At 63.0% G+C, this 17500-nt stretch carries 17 protein-coding genes; 8 read left to right on the forward strand and 9 right to left on the reverse strand.

Annotated elements, in window-relative coordinates; genetic code table 11:
- Positions 1-6: 6 nt before the first annotated feature.
- Positions 7-1275 (reverse strand): CDP-glycerol glycerophosphotransferase family protein, encoded by a 1269-nt coding sequence (locus tag IHE57_RS06275; protein ID WP_209371732.1) that lies wholly within the window; start codon positions 1273-1275, stop codon positions 7-9.
- A 171-nt stretch (positions 1276-1446) separates the two neighbouring features.
- Here IHE57_RS06275 and IHE57_RS06280 point away from each other — a divergent pair, with 171 nt between their 5' ends.
- Entirely contained in the window at positions 1447-2250 is an 804-nt protein-coding gene (locus IHE57_RS06280) for a GAF and ANTAR domain-containing protein (protein WP_253719949.1), read from the forward strand.
- A gap of 33 nt (positions 2251-2283) precedes the next feature.
- On the opposite strand, the gene IHE57_RS06285 is transcribed toward IHE57_RS06280, so the two are convergent.
- From IHE57_RS06285 to ctaD, 5 genes are all read right to left on the reverse strand, one after another.
- Complete coding sequence (locus IHE57_RS06285; RefSeq protein ID WP_209371733.1) at positions 2284-2583, reverse strand: hypothetical protein; 300 nt, start codon at positions 2581-2583, stop codon at positions 2284-2286.
- Between the two features lie 140 nt (positions 2584-2723).
- Positions 2724-3107 (reverse strand): DUF2267 domain-containing protein, encoded by a 384-nt coding sequence (locus IHE57_RS06290; RefSeq protein ID WP_209371734.1) that lies wholly within the window; start codon positions 3105-3107, stop codon positions 2724-2726.
- A gap of 46 nt (positions 3108-3153) precedes the next feature.
- On the reverse strand, positions 3154-4227 hold the full coding sequence (locus tag IHE57_RS06295) for an aldo/keto reductase (protein ID WP_209371735.1): 1074 nt from the start codon (positions 4225-4227) through the stop codon (positions 3154-3156).
- A gap of 109 nt (positions 4228-4336) precedes the next feature.
- Complete coding sequence (locus tag IHE57_RS06300) at positions 4337-5590, reverse strand: dicarboxylate/amino acid:cation symporter (RefSeq protein WP_209371736.1); 1254 nt, start codon at positions 5588-5590, stop codon at positions 4337-4339.
- 111 nt (positions 5591-5701) lie between these two features.
- Positions 5702-7396, reverse strand: a complete 1695-nt coding sequence (gene ctaD, locus IHE57_RS06305) for an aa3-type cytochrome oxidase subunit I (protein WP_209371737.1) — start codon at positions 7394-7396, stop codon at positions 5702-5704.
- A gap of 394 nt (positions 7397-7790) precedes the next feature.
- Here ctaD and IHE57_RS06310 point away from each other — a divergent pair, with 394 nt between their 5' ends.
- Positions 7791-8921 (forward strand): magnesium and cobalt transport protein CorA, encoded by a 1131-nt coding sequence (locus IHE57_RS06310; protein ID WP_209371738.1) that lies wholly within the window; start codon positions 7791-7793, stop codon positions 8919-8921.
- On the opposite strand, the gene IHE57_RS06315 is transcribed toward IHE57_RS06310, so the two are convergent.
- Together IHE57_RS06315 and IHE57_RS06320 are read right to left on the reverse strand one after the other, a co-directional pair.
- A complete protein-coding gene (locus IHE57_RS06315) occupies positions 8899-10794 on the reverse strand; it encodes a glycosyltransferase (protein ID WP_209371740.1) in 1896 nt (631 codons plus the stop codon). The two genes, IHE57_RS06310 and IHE57_RS06315, sit on opposite strands and share 23 nt — an antisense overlap.
- Positions 10795-10891: 97 nt before the next feature.
- Positions 10892-11797 carry a CPBP family intramembrane glutamic endopeptidase gene (locus IHE57_RS06320; RefSeq protein WP_209371742.1) on the reverse strand — a complete coding sequence of 302 codons (906 nt, stop codon included), beginning with the start codon at positions 11795-11797 and terminating at the stop codon, positions 10892-10894.
- 195 nt (positions 11798-11992) lie between these two features.
- Here IHE57_RS06320 and IHE57_RS06325 point away from each other — a divergent pair, with 195 nt between their 5' ends.
- From IHE57_RS06325 to IHE57_RS06350, 6 genes are all read left to right on the forward strand, one after another.
- Positions 11993-12874 carry a glycerophosphodiester phosphodiesterase gene (locus IHE57_RS06325; protein ID WP_209371745.1) on the forward strand — a complete coding sequence of 294 codons (882 nt, stop codon included), beginning with the start codon at positions 11993-11995 and terminating at the stop codon, positions 12872-12874.
- Positions 12875-12902: 28 nt separating this feature from the next.
- A complete protein-coding gene (locus IHE57_RS06330) occupies positions 12903-13664 on the forward strand; it encodes a pyrimidine reductase family protein (RefSeq protein ID WP_209371746.1) in 762 nt (253 codons plus the stop codon).
- Positions 13661-14167, forward strand: a complete 507-nt coding sequence (locus tag IHE57_RS06335; protein ID WP_209371748.1) for a flavin reductase family protein — start codon at positions 13661-13663, stop codon at positions 14165-14167. Before IHE57_RS06330 ends, IHE57_RS06335 begins: the two co-directional genes overlap by 4 nt.
- 64 nt (positions 14168-14231) lie before the next feature.
- Positions 14232-14735, forward strand: coding sequence for a CinA family protein (locus IHE57_RS06340; protein WP_209371750.1), 504 nt, complete (start codon positions 14232-14234; stop codon positions 14733-14735).
- Between the two features lie 40 nt (positions 14736-14775).
- The gene (locus IHE57_RS06345; RefSeq protein WP_209371752.1) at positions 14776-16119 is read left to right on the forward strand and encodes a TrkH family potassium uptake protein; all 1344 of its coding nucleotides are present in this window, start codon (positions 14776-14778) and stop codon (positions 16117-16119) included.
- A gap of 65 nt (positions 16120-16184) precedes the next feature.
- On the forward strand, positions 16185-16922 hold the full coding sequence (locus IHE57_RS06350; protein ID WP_209323641.1) for a potassium channel family protein: 738 nt from the start codon (positions 16185-16187) through the stop codon (positions 16920-16922).
- Positions 16923-16937: 15 nt separating this feature from the next.
- Here IHE57_RS06350 and IHE57_RS06355 read toward each other — a convergent pair whose 3' ends face one another.
- A complete protein-coding gene (locus IHE57_RS06355) occupies positions 16938-17360 on the reverse strand; it encodes an organic hydroperoxide resistance protein (RefSeq protein ID WP_209371754.1) in 423 nt (140 codons plus the stop codon).
- Between the last annotated feature and the right edge of the window lie 140 nt (positions 17361-17500).

A 17500-nucleotide genomic window follows, 5' to 3' on the forward strand; every position in this document is an offset into this window, starting at 1 on the left:
CGTGCTTCAACCGCTGCACTTCAGCCGGTGCTCATCGGTTCGCCGCTCGATCACCTGTTCGCTCGAGCGGATGAAACGTGCAGTCTGGGCGCCTGCTGCTGTCTCGCCCAGGTAGAAGTTCGCCAGAGTGTGGATCGAGTCTCCTTGTGCGATCGACTCGTCGATGAGGTCGACTATGTTCTCTCGATCAGCCGGCCCGATGGTCGGACATCGATCGAGGAGTCCGCCGTCAAGGACTTCGGCTCGTGGTTCATGGGGCCGGACCATGACCAATGGTTTCTCGGAGACGAGCCAGTCGAAGGCCACTGCCGACATCTCGACAACAGCGACATCAGCCTCGTCCAACTGCCACGACACATCGGAACTCTGGTCGAGGAAGCCACGGGGATGAGACTCAATAGTCTCCGTCACCGTTTCCAGCGCCTTTTCGAAGTCATGTTTCATGACTCCGGTCCGCGGATGAGGGCGGAATATCACTCGATAGCCGGCTTCGAGCAGCGCGGTCACGATGGCTTCGCCATTGTAGGCGATTGTCCCATACGCCATCGAAGGAGAGTCTCCTTCCCACGTCGGGGCATAGAACACCACTTTCCCGTCAGGGTGTGCGTGCTTGAACTCTTTCCAGGACGGGGGAATGGAGCGCGGCTGATCGAGCTGCGGCCGTCCGACGTCGAGCATGCGATCGTCACTCATTCCGTAGAGCGTGCAGCCGATCCGCTTTCTGGCCGCCTGTCCTGCGGTGAAGACGAAGTCATAGGCCTTGAGCTGATTGGAGATCATCGAGATCTTCTCGCTCTCACCGTGGCTGAGGTGAACGTGGGCCGGCTCCGGATACCGAAGCGAATGAAAGTTACTGGTGGCCTGATTGACGTAGAAGACGACGCGAAGGCTCGAGGAGTTCATGAACTTGTCCAGTCCGCACGTCAGACGCGAGAACCGAACCGGGAACTCAGTGATGCCTTTGAGATACTCCGCGACCGTCGCATTCCGAACGATGATTCCGAAAGGCCGACTGCTGTAGCCCTCATCCTTGAGGTGGGCGGCCAACTGTTCGAAAGGCCAGAGCCACTGTTCCAGCTGATAGACCGAGCTGAGATCTCCCGCAAAATGGACGGCCGCGACGAACTCGTCGTCGTCTTTGGGGGTGAACTCATCCGAAAGCCGTGACTCGCGAACCCGTTCACGCAGTCTCTGTGCAGCGAGTTTGGCTACCGCCTGCGCAAAATTGGCACCACGGACTGCGGTATGCGGCAGTTCTGCCGGAAGAAAGGTCATGCACCCTATTGTGCATGCCCGTCTGTGCTCACCCTGAATTCCATCTGCGAACCCCTTGACTGCCCTCTGTCGAGCATGTCTCCAGGCTTGAACTCCGGTAAACACTCCTGATTTCGATCTCACCCTCCTCATACTCTTGAAGCGGCCCGGGCGGTGCTGGAATATTGAACAATGACGAGTACAGCAGCTCCGGGCGTGAAGTTGTACAACGAGAAGGAGCAGGAATTGAGCTCAGATGACAACACTCGAGGACTCCCGTCCGAACACGACCGGGGTGAACAGGCGGGCGAGGACGTACTGGCGATCGCCCTCGGAGAGATGGCACGCGAGCTTCAGAATCAGACTCCTCACCAGCTCCTGATGGCCATCGCCGAAGCTGCCGTGTCGATCATCCCCGGTGCGGAGCACAGCTCCATCAGCCTCGTCGAAGGACGCAGGACAGTCACCCCGAAGGCCCCCACGAGCGAGCTTCCGACACGAGTCGATGAGATCCAGACGGCTGAGGGCCAAGGGCCGTGCCTCGACGCCATATATGAACAGAAGACGGTCCGGATCCCCGATATGCGGACCGAGACGCGCTGGCCCGACTTCGCACGGCGGGCTGCGGATGAGACTCCCATCCGCAGCATGTTGGCGTTCCAGCTCTTCGTCGAGGCCGAGACCCTCGGCGCGCTCAACATCTTCTCCAGTCGACCACAGGCGTTCTCCGACGAATCGGAACATGTCGGACTCATCGTCGCAGCGCACGCGGCGGTCGCCCTCGCCGGTTCCCAGGAAGTGTCCCAGCTCCACTCGGCTCTCGTCTCGCGCGACATGATCGGCATGGCCAAAGGAATCCTCATGGAGCGCTACAGGATCGACGAGCACAAGGCTTTCCTACTTCTCGTCAAAGTGAGCAATGTATCGAACATCAAACTTCATGAACAGGCGGAAAGGCTCGTCTACACCGGATACATGGAACAGAACCTTTCCTGACAGTCTCAGGACGCCGACTCACCTGTGTGAAAGCTATCCTCCGAAGACGTCACCCGGTGCGAGCGGTTCGACTTCGTTAAAATCGGGTTCGCTGCTGAATGACGCCCGAGGCGGGACCGGCAGCATGTCGATGAGTTCGTTGACGGCCTGCGCCATGATGTCGTGCTGGTACCCGGAGAGTCCGTAGGCCCCGTGGAGATAGGCGTCGAGTTCGAGCTCGCTCATCTCACCGCCCAAGCTCGCGTAGTGCAGCCACACTCCCTCCAGAGACAGATTCCAGTACTCGATGACACCGGCCAGTTTCGCCCCTCGTGTCTGAATAGCTTTGTCCATACTTGAGTATTCGCAGCCCTCAGAGGAACGGATGGGTCTTCCCGGCGACCAGGTCGCTGCTGCGCATCCTCATCTGCCTCCGATGGGCGCTGTGCGACCTGTGTTCATGCCGCCAGTGTTGGCCACTGCGGTTTCAGTCATCAGTCCTCGAAGAGCGGGGCGAACCCAGCGGGTAGCTGTGAGCGAAGATCGTCGTTCTCGCCCTCGGACACTGCTGCGTCCACTGTTGAAAGCACTGCACGCGCATACGTTCTCGCGGTTTCGGGGTCGATCCCCTCGCCCAGCTGATCAGCCAGACGGCGGAGGAAACCATCCACATCGTCGGTCAGCGGTGCTTCCGAACCGTGCCGTTGGAGCGGTTCCTGCAGTTCAGCAGGAAGCTGCGCGGCCAGATCCGCCGCTTCTCCGCCCTTGAACTGTTTGCCGAGAGCGTCCAACACCGTCCGGGTCACGACGGCAGCGCTCTCCGGATCGCTGGGCCCGCCGACTTCGGTGACGTTCTTGAGGAACTCATCACTGCGCATGGTCAGGCACCTTCTTCCCCGTTCGTATCTTCATTGTCATGTCGAGCTAAGCATCGTCACCGAAGACGTGTCGGCGCTGCTCGGCGTGGAATTCGGCCTCGGCCGGTTCGGGGCGGTCCTGCGCCGTCATCATCCTGTGCCAGTGCGGATAATAAGCAGGCAGCTGCGTTGCCGCGGTGATCCGATCCCGGGCCTCCGGCGGAAGCGTCAGCTCCGCAACATCGAGGTCCTCGGTGAGATGCTCGAACTTCCGAGCCGCGATCACCGTGCCGTCCACACCTGGACGATCGAGGATCCAAGAGATCACTACCTGTGGAATCGACCAGCCCAGCTCATCGGCGATCTGGGCGAACAGTTCGATGAGGTCATAGGCTCGCTTCCAATCGGTAACGTGCGGTTCCGGCCAACCGGTCCCCTGTCGAGTGTCCGAGGGCGTCTGCCGACCTCTCCTGACCTTCCCGTTGAGGAGTCCTTCTCCCAGCGGACTCCAGCCGAATGTCGCCACTCCCAGGTCGCGGGCGGCCGGGATCATCTCGTATTCGATCTCGCGGGCCTCGGGCGTGTAGTACACCTGCTGGGAGATCGGACCTACGAGTCCTGCCAGTCGCGCTTCATAGACCGTCTTCGTCAGCTGCCAGGCGCTGAAGTTCGAGACTCCCCAGTACCGGATCTTTCCGGCCCGGATCATCTCGTTGACGGTGGAGATGGTCTCCGTGATCGGCGTCTGCCCGTCCCATTGGTGGATGTAGAGCAGATCGAGGTGATCGGTGCGCAGTCGTTCGAGGCTGTCTTCGACCGCTCGCGTCAGATGCTGTCTGCTTGCCCCCGAGTCATTGGGTCCCTCCCCGGTGGGCATCCGCGCTTTGGACGTGAGGATGACATCATCGCGCTTATCGCCCATGATCTCGCCGAGCACCCTTTCCGCATCGCCGGCGGAGTAGAGATTGGCTGTATCGATGAAATTCACTCCGCGATCCAGAGCTTCGCGGAACTGGCGTCGCGCGTCGTCTCCGCGGATCCCTGCGATCTTCTCGAATCCTCCACCGGATCCGAACGGAATGGTGCCCAGTGCCAGTCGCGACACGTACAGGCCCGAATCCCCGAGTCGGGTGTAGTCCATTGGGAGCTCCTCCTCGTCATATCTTCGGGTGAGCACGAATGCGGACTGTGCCTCACGATTCCAGAAGGTCAAGGTCATCGCTACCCCTGCCGTGAATGCAGTGAAGACGCTACAATCCGCGACTGCCCTCGCTGATGCGCTTCTCGCTCTTGTCGATGAGATGGACTCCGACAAGGTCGCCGGTGATGTTGATCATCGTCGCGCCCATCCCGAGGAGGACGTCGACACCCGCCACCAAGGCAACGGTCTCGAGCGGCAGACCGGCTTGCTGCAGCAGGATCGTCAACCCGATGAGACCGGCACCGGGGACTCCCGCAGTGCCGATCGAGACGAACGTGGCAGTGAGGACGATTGCGCCGAGTTCGAGCACGGACATGTCATGTCCGACGATATTGGCAGCCAGCACCACCGATGCTCCCAATCGAATGACAGCGCCGTCCATGTTGATGGTCGCTCCCAAGGGGATGACGAAGCCCGCGACCTCTTGGAGGATTCCCGCTTTCCTCGTCGCCTCGAGCGACACCGGGATGGTCCCGGAGCTGCTCTGCGTGGTGAATGCCGTGGCCATCGGCGCCCCGGCGACGCGGAAGAACCCGCCGATCGGAATCCGATTGATCAGCAGCAGCGGAATATAGATGAGGAGGATCTGCACGGCCAGTCCCGCATAGACGACGCCGGTCAGCTTTCCCAGGGCCGTCAGAGCATCCAATCCTTGGCTGCCGATGTCACTCGCCACCAGGGCAAGTACGCCGAACGGCGCAAATTGGAGTATCCCGGCGAGGATGCGGAACGTCATTTCCTTGGCTGCGAGCACGAGATCGTAGACGAGCTTCCCGAAACGGGAGATCGTCTCATCCGAGGAGCGGCGCATCCCTGCAAGGGTGAGGCCGACGACCATGGAGACGAAGATCAGAGCGAGGATGTTGCCGTCGACCAGAGCCTTGAAGAGGTTCTCGGGGAATATGCTGACGAGCTGATCGACGAACGAGGGCGCCTTGGGTGTCTCTGCGCCCTTCTCGGGGCGGTGGAGCCCTGTCCCCGGCTTGACCAGAAGCGCCAGGGACAGACTGATGACGACGGCGGCGATCGTCGTGAGGATGTAGAAGGCGAAGGTCTTGAAAGCGACCCTGACGAGGTTTCCGGGGCGCGTGCTGTTGACCGCGTCGATCAGCGTCACCATGATGATCGGGATGACGATCAGCTGCAGGAGGTTGAGCAGAATGTCGCCGATCGGTGACAGCACCTGCGCCTGCTCCCCGAAAACGAGGGCGACGATCAGTCCGAGGACGAATCCGACCGTCATCTTCACGAAGAGCGCTGTATCCCGGTAGCGGCGCCAGATGCGGAGGAGGATTCGTGTCATGTTCTACCGCTCCGTGCTCGCAGTTCCCTCATGGTGGGCTTCCGGTCCGCGGCGATGCCGACCGTTTGCCACTCTAACCCACGTGCGTACGGAAGCCCGAGGAGTTCGCTCTCACCGTGTGCTGTCTCCTGTCAGGTGGGGTCCACTTTCGGGAGCCGCGTATTCGAGCAGCTCCGGGTGATTCGCATCGAACGCGGGGCGTTCGGAACGGATCTTCGGCAGCGTGGCGAAGTTGTGGCGCGGGGGTGGGCAGGAGGTCGCCCATTCGAGCGAGGCTCCGTAGCCCCAGGGGTCGTCGACGGTGACCTTCGGCGCGTTGCGGGCGGTGATCCAGACGTTCCAGAAGAACGGAACCATGGACAGACCCAGCAGCATCGCACCGACCGTCGACACCTGATTCAACCAGGTGAAACCGTCCTGAGGCAGGTAGTCGGCATAGCGACGCGGCATGCCGTGGACACCCAGCCAGTGTTGGATGAGGAAAGTGCCGTGGAAGCCGATGAACAGCATCCAGAAGTGGATGTGACCGAGCTTCTCGTTGAGCATCCTGCCGGTCCACTTCGGCCACCAGAAATAGAACCCGGCGAACATCGCGAACACGACGGTGCCGAAGACGACATAGTGGAAGTGCGCGACGACGAAGTAGGTGTCCGACACCTGCTGATCGAGTGCGGGGCTGGCCAGGATCACACCGGTGAGTCCGCCGAACAGGAACGTCGCCAGGAAGCCGATCGCCCACACGATCGGAGTCTCGAAGGTGATCGACCCTCGCCACATCGTGCCGATCCAGTTGAAGAATTTCACGCCCGTCGGAATCGCGATGAGCATTGTCATGAACGCGAAGAACGGCAACGCGACCACACCGGTGACGAACATATGGTGGGCCCAGACCGTGACCGACAGCGCGGCGATCGCGATGGTCGCGAACACGAGTTCCTTGTACCCGAACACCGGTTTGCGGCTGAAGACGGGGAAGATCTCTGTCACAATGCCGAAGAACGGCAGCGCGATCACATACACCTCGGGGTGGCCGAAGAACCAGAACAAGTGCTGCCAGAGAATCGGTCCCCCGTTGCCCGGACTGAACACATGGGAGCCCAGGATCCTGTCTGCGCCGAGGACGAGCAGCGCCGCGGCCAGGGGTTGGAAGGCCATGAGCACGAGGATGCCGGTGATCAGCGTGTTCCAGGTGAAGATCGGCATGCGGAACATGGTCATACCCGGTGCGCGCATCGTGATGATGGTGGTGATGAGGTTGACAGAGCTGAGGATCGTGCCGAAGCCCTGCAGCGCGAGTCCGAGGACCCACAGATTGCCGCCGACGCCGGGCGTGAAAGTCGTGTTGTTCAGCGGAGCATAGGCAGTCCAGCCGAAGGCCGCGGCTCCCTGCGGGGTGAGGAAGCCCGACAGCGCGATCAGCGACCCGAAGAGGTACATCCAGAAGGCGAAGGCGTTCAGACGTGGGAACGCCACGTCCGGGGCACCGACCTGCAATGGCATGATGACATTGGCGAAGCCGGCGAACAGCGGAGTGGCGAACATCAGCAGCATCAGAGTGCCGTGCATGGTGAACAGCTGGTTGTACTGTTCCTTGGTCTCGACGATCTGCATGCCGGGCTCGAAGAGCTCGAGGCGGATGATCAGCGCCATCACGCCGCCGACGCAGAAGAAGAAGAACGAACCGAGCAGATACATGTACCCGATCGTCTTGTGGTCCGTCGACGTGATCCAGTCGACGATGATCTTGCCCTTGCTCCGTGGGACCTCGGGAGCGTCCGGAGTCGCCTGTTCGATTGTGGCGGTCATTGTTCAGCACCTTCTTTCGGGTACCAATTGCGATCGCATTCAGGGTCGGACTGGCTGACGCTGCTCTCATCGATGAGATGACGCGTCTATTCGGTGAGTTCGACCGTATGTGCGACGTGGAAGTTGAAGAACATGTCTGAGCGGCATCCCCCTGCTCAGCTCGGCGCACTTCGCCGTATTCGCCTTCTTTCTCAGCAGACAAGGAGTCTGCTGAATCGTTTCATTCGAGCGCTGCTGTCTCCCAGTCTAGTGCCGGGCCCAGGAGATGGACCCAGCGATTTTCCCCTCACCGGAGAATCTGTCGATGCTGAGGTTCCGCGTCCGTCCTGCTGCTTCCTGAAGCCGGCGGTGGTGTGCAGTACCGTTGAAGGGCTGTCAGAGGAAAGGGAGCCCAATGGCCAGAGCACGCAGGCACAAGTCCGAACGGCCGACGCGGCGCAAGCGATCGTCGATGGCCTCGAAGGCGACGGTCCCCGAGGCGCCGACGCTCTTCAGCCGCCGCATCATCGACAGCCAACCGCAGGAGATGCGCGTCGCCCGGTCCTTCTCCGAGGCACTGTCGGCACACGACCCGGAGGACTCCGGTCCGAGCGCTCCCAGCTCGATCACGCAGGTCGTCATCCCCCGCTCCACTCCCGGACTGCTCGAGGAGATCGCTTCGACCTGGCAGCTGCACCCCGTTGTCGTCGACGATCTCTTCCACGCCAACCAGCGGGCCAAGGTCGATCGCTACGACGAGGTCCTCTTCGTCGTCATCAAAGCAGCGGTGTACCGCGATGCGATCGAAGAGGTCGAGTTCAACGAGTTCCACCTGCTCATGAAGGACGACGTTCTGGTCATCATCTGTCAGGGCGACCGGTTCATCGACGGCACTCCGATCCCCGAACGCGTCGAGGACATCACCGCCTACTTCACGAACGAGAAGCGCAGCTGGAGGACCGACCGTCAGCTGCTCTCTTTGGGCCCCGAAGCCCTCGTGTACCGGCTCCTCGATACCGCAGTCGATACGTACTTCCCCGTCCTCGACGGTCTGCAGGACGACAAGGACGGCATCGAACGGCAGGTTTTCAGCGGAGACACCGCCGCGGCCGAACGCATCTACCTGCTCAGTCAGGAGGTCATCGACGTCCTCCACAACTCCACGCATCTCAATCGCCTGACGCAGGCGCTGGGAAACGGGGCCGCCAAATATGCGATCCCCGACGAGCTGCGTGCCTACCTCGACGATGTCACCGACCACCTCACCCGGGTCCTCGCCGAGGCGGGTGAGCTGCGGGAGGCCCTGTCCCAGATCCTCAACGTCAACTCCACGCTCGTCGCCCAGCGTCAGAATGAGGATATGAAGAAGATCTCCGGCTGGGCCGCGATCCTCTTCGCACCCACCCTCATCGGCGCGATCTACGGTATGAACTTCGACGATATGCCCGAACTCCACTGGGCCTTCGGCTATCCGATGGCGCTGGGCCTCATGCTCGGTCTCGGCATCGTGCTCTACGTCGTGTTCAAGACGAAGAAGTGGATGTGAGGTCAGCTGATCCGCCGGTCACATCGACCGGCCTGTGAGCCATTCGAGCGCTGAGGTTCCCATGCTTGGTCGTATAGAGCTCCATCCTGCCGGCCTGATTCGCGATCGCGTCATCGGCGCCGGCGATGCGGGCCCGGTTGAAGCTTCTTCCGTCGATGAGATCGACCGAGAAGTCAAGGTATCCATCGACGCCGTCAGGGAATCCGGCTGCCGGCAGCGTGACAGTGAGCAGTCTGTTCCGGCAACTGGCTGCAACCCGTCCGTAGAAGCAGCCTGCACGCGACTTCCACGAGACATACGCAGCTTCGGGAACGAACGAGCCGAGTCCGGAGATGTCCACGTCGAGCTGGATTCCGGTGGCGGCCGCCTCTGCCCCTCGGAGTTGGGCATGCAGCTCATCGAGGTGAACGATGGGCGTGAAAGACTGCTCTGCCAACACCTGCCCCCATCTCTGCACGATCGCAGTCTCAGAGAAGTCGGCGGCTCTCTCGATCGCTCTCTGTCTCATCGTCCGCACCTCGTCATCCGACATCGAGAGGAACTGCAGGATGGTCTCTGTCAGAGCGTCGACATCTCCGGGACGAACTGTGAAGCCGTTCACCCCGTGCTCGATGATATCCGCCGGGCCGTAATCCATCGCATAGCAGATCGGGATACAGCCTGCGGACATGCTTTCGAGCACGACAAGGGGCAGCCCCTCAAACCGACTAGTCAGGAGGCTGAACGAGCTCGTGTGGAATTTCGATTTGGCACCTGTCGTGTGACCGTGCAGCCGAATGTCACCCGTCACACCGGACTCATCGATGAGATCAGTCAGCATCGGTCTGTCCTCGCCTTCTCCGTAGACGTCGAGAGTCACGTCCGGATTGTCGGCTCTCACGTGTGCGATGGCCGTGATGGCATCTTCGACTCGCTTCTCGGGAACCAAACGCGCGATCATCGCGCCCCTGCCGCGCGGCCGAAGCAGTGTCGGATCACCGTGCAGGTCGTCTGTGAAGTTCGGGACCGTCCTCAGCTTGTCTGTAGTCAGCCGAAGCTCGTCCATGTCTCGACGCTGTTCGTCTGTGAGCGTTGTGACCAGGTCGAAGGCATCGAGATTGCTCAGTAGACCGAACTTACCTTCGGCTAACGTTCTGTGGACTCCGTCACCCGCACCGTCGAGGTGGTGACTGTGAACCACCTGGCAGAGCATGACATTGTCGCGTCGATACTCATGAACGAAGTTGCCGACAAAAGCCGAATCGCAGATGAGGAAGGTCTTCCTCGTTCCGATGACGACGTCGAGCCACGCCTGATAGAACTCGCGGGCCGTGGACCACTGCGCGATAGCCTTCTGCTCGCGGTCGAACAGGGTGATCCGACGTCCTCCCCGTCGGCCGCGCTTCTTCATATCCTGGCGATCGACGACCAGTAGGTGGCCGCGATCGTGGTAACGGTCGACCTGGAGAAGTCGCTTCTCAGAGTCTCGCCTGAACTCAGACCAGTCCTGCCCAGTTCTCTGCAGCACGTCAGCAGTCGACCTCGGGTCGGCTTCCTCGGTGCCAATCATTCTGCGCAGCTTCCGATCCGACCATGTGGTCAGGTCCTGCCAGAGATTCTGCACCTTCACCCGGCGATCGATGCGCCCTTCGTCACGAAGCTCGAGTTCTCGTTCCTGGCCTTTCAGCTCCGGGCTCAAGGTCAGAATGTCTACCCGGCGATTGTCCAGGCGCGCGAACGCCGAGCTGCGTTCGAGGGCGACCGTGGTCATCCCGCCGAAGTCGTAACCGATGCCCCATGTCAAGGTGTAGTAGCGTCCTTCGGGCAGCAGGCCGCGGTGGGGAAAGCGGTGAGGGAAGGGGCGCGCTGAAGTGCTTCTGGGGTCGGTGTCCATTATAGAAATGCTAATGAATGACCCTCCAAATGCCAGTAGGCACACCTCTTCTTCTGGTCATGATCATTCTCTGCACGTTCGCCGAAATCCTCTGAAGTCAGACCGTTTGGGACGGTGTCGGCCGGTCGAAGAAGAGCGAGCGCTCCCTGACGAGGATCACTGCCGACACGACGAGGAGGATCCCCGTCTGGATGAGCTTCGAGTCAGGCTCGGTCATGAAGATCTCCGCCGACATGTTCGCCGAAGCATGGAAGACGACGGGCACCAGAATGCTGCGTCCGCAGCGGTAGTACAGCCAGTTCATCAGCAGTACGAAGGCGATCATCGAGACGGGAAAATTGAGAGTGGCGAGCACACCCGACTCGACCACCTCATTCTGGTAGTAGCCGTCGATGAACGACAGCGGCACGTGCCACAGCGCCCAGATGAGAGTGAAGAGCATCGAAGCGGAGAAGACCCGCATCTTCCGCACCAGAGTGTCGGTGCCGTAGCTGTGCCAGGACAGCTCCTCGACGATCGCGGCTCCGATGAGCGTCACCCAGGCAGGCATGAGACCGGTCGAGAATGTGAAGCCTCCGCGCAGGGAGAACTGGTCCACACCATGGCCGAAGAGCAACGACAGCCCTTGGGCAGCCATGAGGCTGACCGGGACCAGGAGCACGGCGGTCAGCACCCACGGCATTCGGTCCGCTCTCGGCCATTTCAGCCTCTCGACGATATCCGTTCGAAGCCTCGGACTGCGCCGGATGAGAGCGACGACCACTGCCAAAGGAGAGAACAGGCCGGCCAATGACAACACGAGCGTGGAGACGAGCACTTCCGTGCTCTGCACCGGCAGATGGCTGAGATAGGCCGCTGCGAACCAGAACCCCCAGGGCAGTGCCGTGGCCCACACGTAGAACGCGACCGGCCTGGAGTATTCGAGCAGAATCGCTTCGTCCTGCCGACCCCGAGCCGGGCGGGAATCGACCGGGGGGTTTCCGATCGTCGAGTCTGCAACCATGCCACAGAGATTAGAGTCACCGGTCGGCGTTGACCAGGTGTGCACGATCCTCAGCGGGATGCCCGCGAATTCGCGCCCTGTCCGATGCCCGGCACTCCGACGCCTGGCACGGTTCGCTGCCCGTTCGCCTCCTCTGCCGGTCGCGTTCACCGGCTCTTCGCCGTTCGGACGCCTGACCTCCGTAGCCTCACCAGCGTGGCTACTCAGACAACGACCTCGACACATATGCGTCCATTCCTCGCGACTGCGGTGCTCGCAGCCTCCGCGACTATCGGCACCGCTCTCACCCCGGCGGCTGCCTCCGGCCCCGGTTCGGCCGCCACCGATCATCCCGCGGCCCTCGGCTCACCGGCAGCACACGACTATGCCGCTCCGGACACGGTCTCCGAGCTCGGATTCCCGACCACAATCTCCCATCGCGGCGGTGCCGACGTCTATCCGGAGGAGTCCATGGAAGGGTTCACCGCCTCGGCGCGGGACGGGTTCCTGCCCGAGATGGACATCCAGTTCCTCGCCGACGGCACGCCCGTGCTCATCCACGACGACACCGCCGACCGCACACTCAACGGCGTCAGCGGACCCGTCCGCGAGCTCAGCCGGCAGGAGTGGGACTCTGCGACGATCAAGCATCCGACAGGCGGCCCCGAGGCGGCGACGGTGACCCTGGACGAGCTGCTCGACGAGCTGGGCGGCGAGGTCGTCCTCGTCCCCGAGATCAAGCCCGGGGCCACCTCGGCGGAGGTCGACCGGGTGCTCGACGAATTCGACGATCGCGGCCTCGCCGACTCCCTCATCGTCCAGTCCTTCGACTTCTCGGCGGCGAAGACGATCGCCGACCGCGGCTACACCTCGCTCTACCTCATGGGCTCGACCCTGCCGAAGGAATCACCTTCCGAGATCAAGGACGCCGGCATCGACTGGGTGGGACCGAGCAAGAACCTGCCGACGAACACTATGCGCAAGCTCGACAAGGCAGGCTTCCACGTCGCCCCCTACACGCTGCCGACTGCCAAGGACGGCCACCGACTGCCCGGCTGGATCGACGGCTTCTTCACCGACGACGCATGGAGCGATTGAGCAGAGAGCGATTGAGTAGACTGCACAGATGGAGCCTCTCGAACGCAGTGCACCGATCCCGGATCCGCTGGCGCCCTATCTCGCAGTCGACCGCTCCCAGCCGCGGCACGAATGCTGGGTGGCCGGACACATGGTGGCCGGTCTCGACGGGACCGCCTCCATCCATGGACGCGTCGGCGCCCTGTCGACCGCACCCGATCAGGACCTGTTCCGTCGGATGCGGCAGATCGCCGATGTCGTCATGGTCGGCGCCCAGACGGTGCGCAGTGAAGGGTATGCGCCGATGCGGCTGGACGAGGACGCCCAGACGCAGCGCCGGGTTCGGGGCCAGTCCGAGATGCCGCCGGTGGCGGTGGTCAGTCGCAGCCTCGACCTCGATTGGTCCTCCCAGGTCTTCGCCGGAGCACCCGAGCACGCGCGCACCATCGTCATCACGTGCGCGAAAGCCGATCCCGAGCGGCTGGCCGCTGCGGAACAGGCGGCCACGATCATCATCGCCGGCGAGGACCGCGTCGAACCGGCGAAGGCGCTGCAGGCTCTGGCCGGTCTCGGCTACCGCGTCGTGCTCTGCGAAGGTGGACCGCGCTGGCTCGGCGAGCTAGTCGCAGCCGACCGCCTCGACGAACTGTGCCTGTCGATCTCACCGATGATGGGCGGTGACCAGCTGCCGGTGAGCGTCGCCCCGCCCGGGACGGGCATCGCGCAGTTCGCCCTGCAGTCCACGATGGTCGCCGATGACACGCTCTTCCTCCGCTACGAGGCGAAGCCGCCGGAAGAGGGACGGTCATGAGCACCGGCTTCGACGCTCTCATGGGCTCGGTCGATGCCCCGCTCATCGTCGTGACCACCTCGGCGGAGGGCGAACGGGCCGGTTGCCTCGTGGGGTTCCATTCGCAGGCGAGCATCAGCCCGCAGCGGTACTGCTTCTGGCTGTCGAAGGCCAACCACACCTACCGGGTGGCTCTGCGCTCCGACCACTTCGCCGTGCACTTCCTCACGAGCAGCGATGTGGAGCTGGCGCGCCACTTCGGCTCCCGCTCCGGTTCCGAGGCGGACAAGTTCACGGACCTCGAGGTCACCGTCACCGAGGAGGGCGTACCGCTGCTTGCGGACCTGCCGAATCGCCTCCTCGTCGATCGCGTCGCGATGCTCGACGACGGAGGCGACCACGTGTGCACCACAGCACACGTGCTCTCTGCCGAATCCGCGGGAGACTTCACACCCCTGCACGCCTCCCAGCTGGGAGACCTCACTCCCGGCCACACCAGCGACGAACGCGCCGTCCGCCCATAAGGTGAGTCACCGCACCCGTTCCTCGCCGCGACCGGGTCCGCACGATCCGGAGTAGAGTACGCACGTGTCCAGCTTTGAAGAGCATGAGAACAGCGCCGCGCAGGTCGCCGAGCGCCTCTCCGAGTTCTGCACCGAACACAGCATCCGGGTCGCGGCAGCGGAGTCGCTCACCGGCGGCAGGATCGCCAGCCACCTCTCCGCAGCCTCGGGGTCCGGAGACTGGTTCGCGGGCGGGGTGGTGGCGTATTCGAGTGAGGTCAAGCATCGACTTCTCAAGGTCCCGCGCGGCTCGGTGATCTCCCGCGAGGCAGTGGAGGCGATGGCCCGGTCCGTCAGTGACATGATGGACGCCGACGCGGTCGTCGCCGCCTCCGGCGCCGGCGGTCCGGAAGGTCAGGACGGCCAGGAGCCGGGGACGACGTGTCTGGCCGTCATCGTCGACGGCGAGGTCGAGACCGCGGTTCACCACTTCTCGGGCGAACCGCTCGACATCCTGTCCCAGGCCCAGGAGCGGGCGTTGGCAATGCTGCTGGAGGCGCTTCGGAAGCGGTATGACGGGTACTGTTGAGCCATGGTGACAATGGCGGAAGTCATTCGGAGTCGACAGCATGCCGATAGTGCATAATCCCCATCGCAATGCCATCGACCGCGTGCTCGTGGCCTACCTCGCGGCTCTGCTCGTCGGCACAGGCCTGTTGATGCTGCCCGTCGCGACCTCCACCCCAGGCGAAATCTCCCTGCTGTCTGCGCTCTTCACTGCCACCTCGGCGATCAGCATCACGGGTCTGGAAGTGCTCACGACCGGCAGCGATTTCACGTTCTTCGGCCAAGCCGTGATCCTCGGTCTCATCCAAGCCGGCGGGCTCGGCGTCCTCCTGCTCACCACTCTGCTGGCCATGCTCGTTGCGGGAAAGGCCGGTCTCAGGCTCCGGGAGTCGGCCGCCGTCGAGGCCAAGACCTCCGCGATCGGAGGCGTCGGTCCGATGGTGCTGCGCATCATCGGCCTGACCGTCGTCACTGAGGCCATCGTCGCGGTGCTGCTGTTCCTGCGTTTCTTCACCCACTACGGCGAACAGGCGGGGAACGCGGTGTGGGAGGGGGTGTTCAATGCGGTCTCGGCGTTCAACAACGCCGGCTTCGGTCTCCGCTCCAACAGTTTCGCCGACTACGCCGCCGACCCCTTCGTGTGCGGGCCCATCGCCGCGGCGATCATCCTCGGCGGGCTCGGGTATCCGGTGTTCGTCGAGATCGTCCGCCGCTACCGGGCTCCGCTGATGTGGAGTATGACGACGCGTGCGGTGGTCGTCGCGACTCCCGTGCTGCTCCTGGCCGGCACCGTGTTCATCGCCGCCGTCGAATGGAACAATCCCGGCACTCTGGGCCGGTTCGACTGGTGGGGCAAGCTGCAGGCGGCGGCGTTCCAATCGACGACGACGCGCACGGCCGGTTTCAGCTCGGTCGACATCTCGCAGATGCACCCTGCCACCTGGTTCGGCATGGACATCCTCATGTTCGTCGGCGGAGGCCCGGCAGGCACCGCCGGCGGCGTGAAGATCACCACCGTTCTGGTGGTGCTGGCCATGGCCTGGGCCGAGATCACCGGAGGCACCACGACGAACCTCTTCGGAGCCCGCGTGGCCCACTCGGCTCATCGACAGGCGACGACAGTGATCGTGCTGGCCCTGGCTCTCATCACCACGGCCACGACCCTCCTCATGCTCGACGAACCGCAGCTGGGGCTCGACCGGGTCCTCTTCGAAGTGATCTCCGGGTTCGGCAACGTCGGCCTGTCGACCGGAATCACCACCGGGCTGCCCGCAATGAGCCAGATCGTCCTCATCCTCGTGATGATCCTCGGACGTCTGGGGCCGGTCACCGTGGCCTCCGGATTGGCGCTGCGGGCACGGGCCACCCGCTATGAGCTTCCCGTCGAACGGCCGCTCATCGGCTGAGCGGCCCGGAGCCGCCTCGGCTCCTCGCAGTCAGACCTCATCCCGGTTCGGAAAGGACAATGGATATGAAGAGCAGAAAGTGGCGCACGCGACCGGCGGCGTTCTTCATGGGCAACCCTCACCCCATGGCACATCACGGCGCCGTGGCCGTCATCGGTCTGGGGCGCTTCGGCGGGTCGTTGGCCACGGAGCTGGCCGCCTACGGCGTCGACGTCATCGGCATCGACATCAACGAGGAGGTCGTCGCCCAGTACTCTGACAAACTGGCCTTCGTCTCCCGGACGGATGCGACGGATGAGACCGTGCTGCGCCAGCTCGGCCTCGAGGATGTCAGTCAAGTGGTGATCGCCATCGGCAACGACCTCGAAGCCAGCATCCTCACTGCCTCGAAGGTCCTCAAGATCGGGAATCGGCACATCTGGGCCAAAGCCGTCAGCCAGGCGCACGCGGACATCCTCGGTCAGCTGGGCATCGACAATGTGATCCGCCCGGAGAACGACATGGGGCGCCGCACGGCGCATCTCATCCGCGGGAACATGTCGGACTTCATGCCGGTCAGCGAGGACTTCGTGCTGGCGCGCACGGCACCGCCGGTGCGCATCTCGGATTCGCCGCTGGCGTCGTTCGATGTCCGGCGCGAGTACGGGGTCAGCGTCGTGGCGTTCAGACGCGACGGTGAGGACAGCTGGGACATCGCCGACCAGGATGTCACCCTCTACGCCAACGATGAGATCCTCATCGCGGGCAGCCCCGGCGAGGTCGAGGACTTCAGCACCCTCGACGAAGACGACGAGGAGGGCTGAAGTCCCGCACCGCTGTCAGACGGCGACGACTTCGACCGGGATGTTGCCGCGGGTGGCCTTCGAGTACGGGCAGAGTTCGTGCGTGCGATCGACGAGCTTCTGCGCGGTCTCGTGATCGACATCGGGCAGGCTGACCTCGAGCCTGACCGACAGGCCGAAGCTCTCGCCCTCCTTGCCGATGCCCACTTGGGCGTTGACGACGGACTTCGAGGTGTCGATGCCCTGCTCCTTGCCCGCCAGGCCGAGTGCGCCCTGGAAGCAGGCTCCGTAGCCCACGGCGAAGAGCTGCTCGGGATTGGTGCCGCCGCCCGGGCCGCCCTGCTCCTTGGGAGTGCGGAGGTCGACGTCGACCATCTTGTCGTCGGTGGCTCCGTGTCCGTCCCGACCTCCGGTGATCTCTGCCTTGGCGGTGTAGACGATGTTCTCTGGTGTATTCATCAGCTTCTCCTTCGTTCGGGTCACGGTGCCACCGACGATAGCGCAGTTGCCCTGTTCCCGTAAGGGGGTGCCCCTATATTTATTCATAGGCCCTGAACGGGGTCTGGTCGCTGGTCCTGGTATGGCTGATTTGCCCTGTC

Origin of the sequence: Brevibacterium renqingii (genome assembly GCF_017808105.1) — a bacterium.
In the GTDB taxonomy this organism is placed as follows: domain Bacteria; phylum Actinomycetota; class Actinomycetes; order Actinomycetales; family Brevibacteriaceae; genus Brevibacterium; species Brevibacterium renqingii.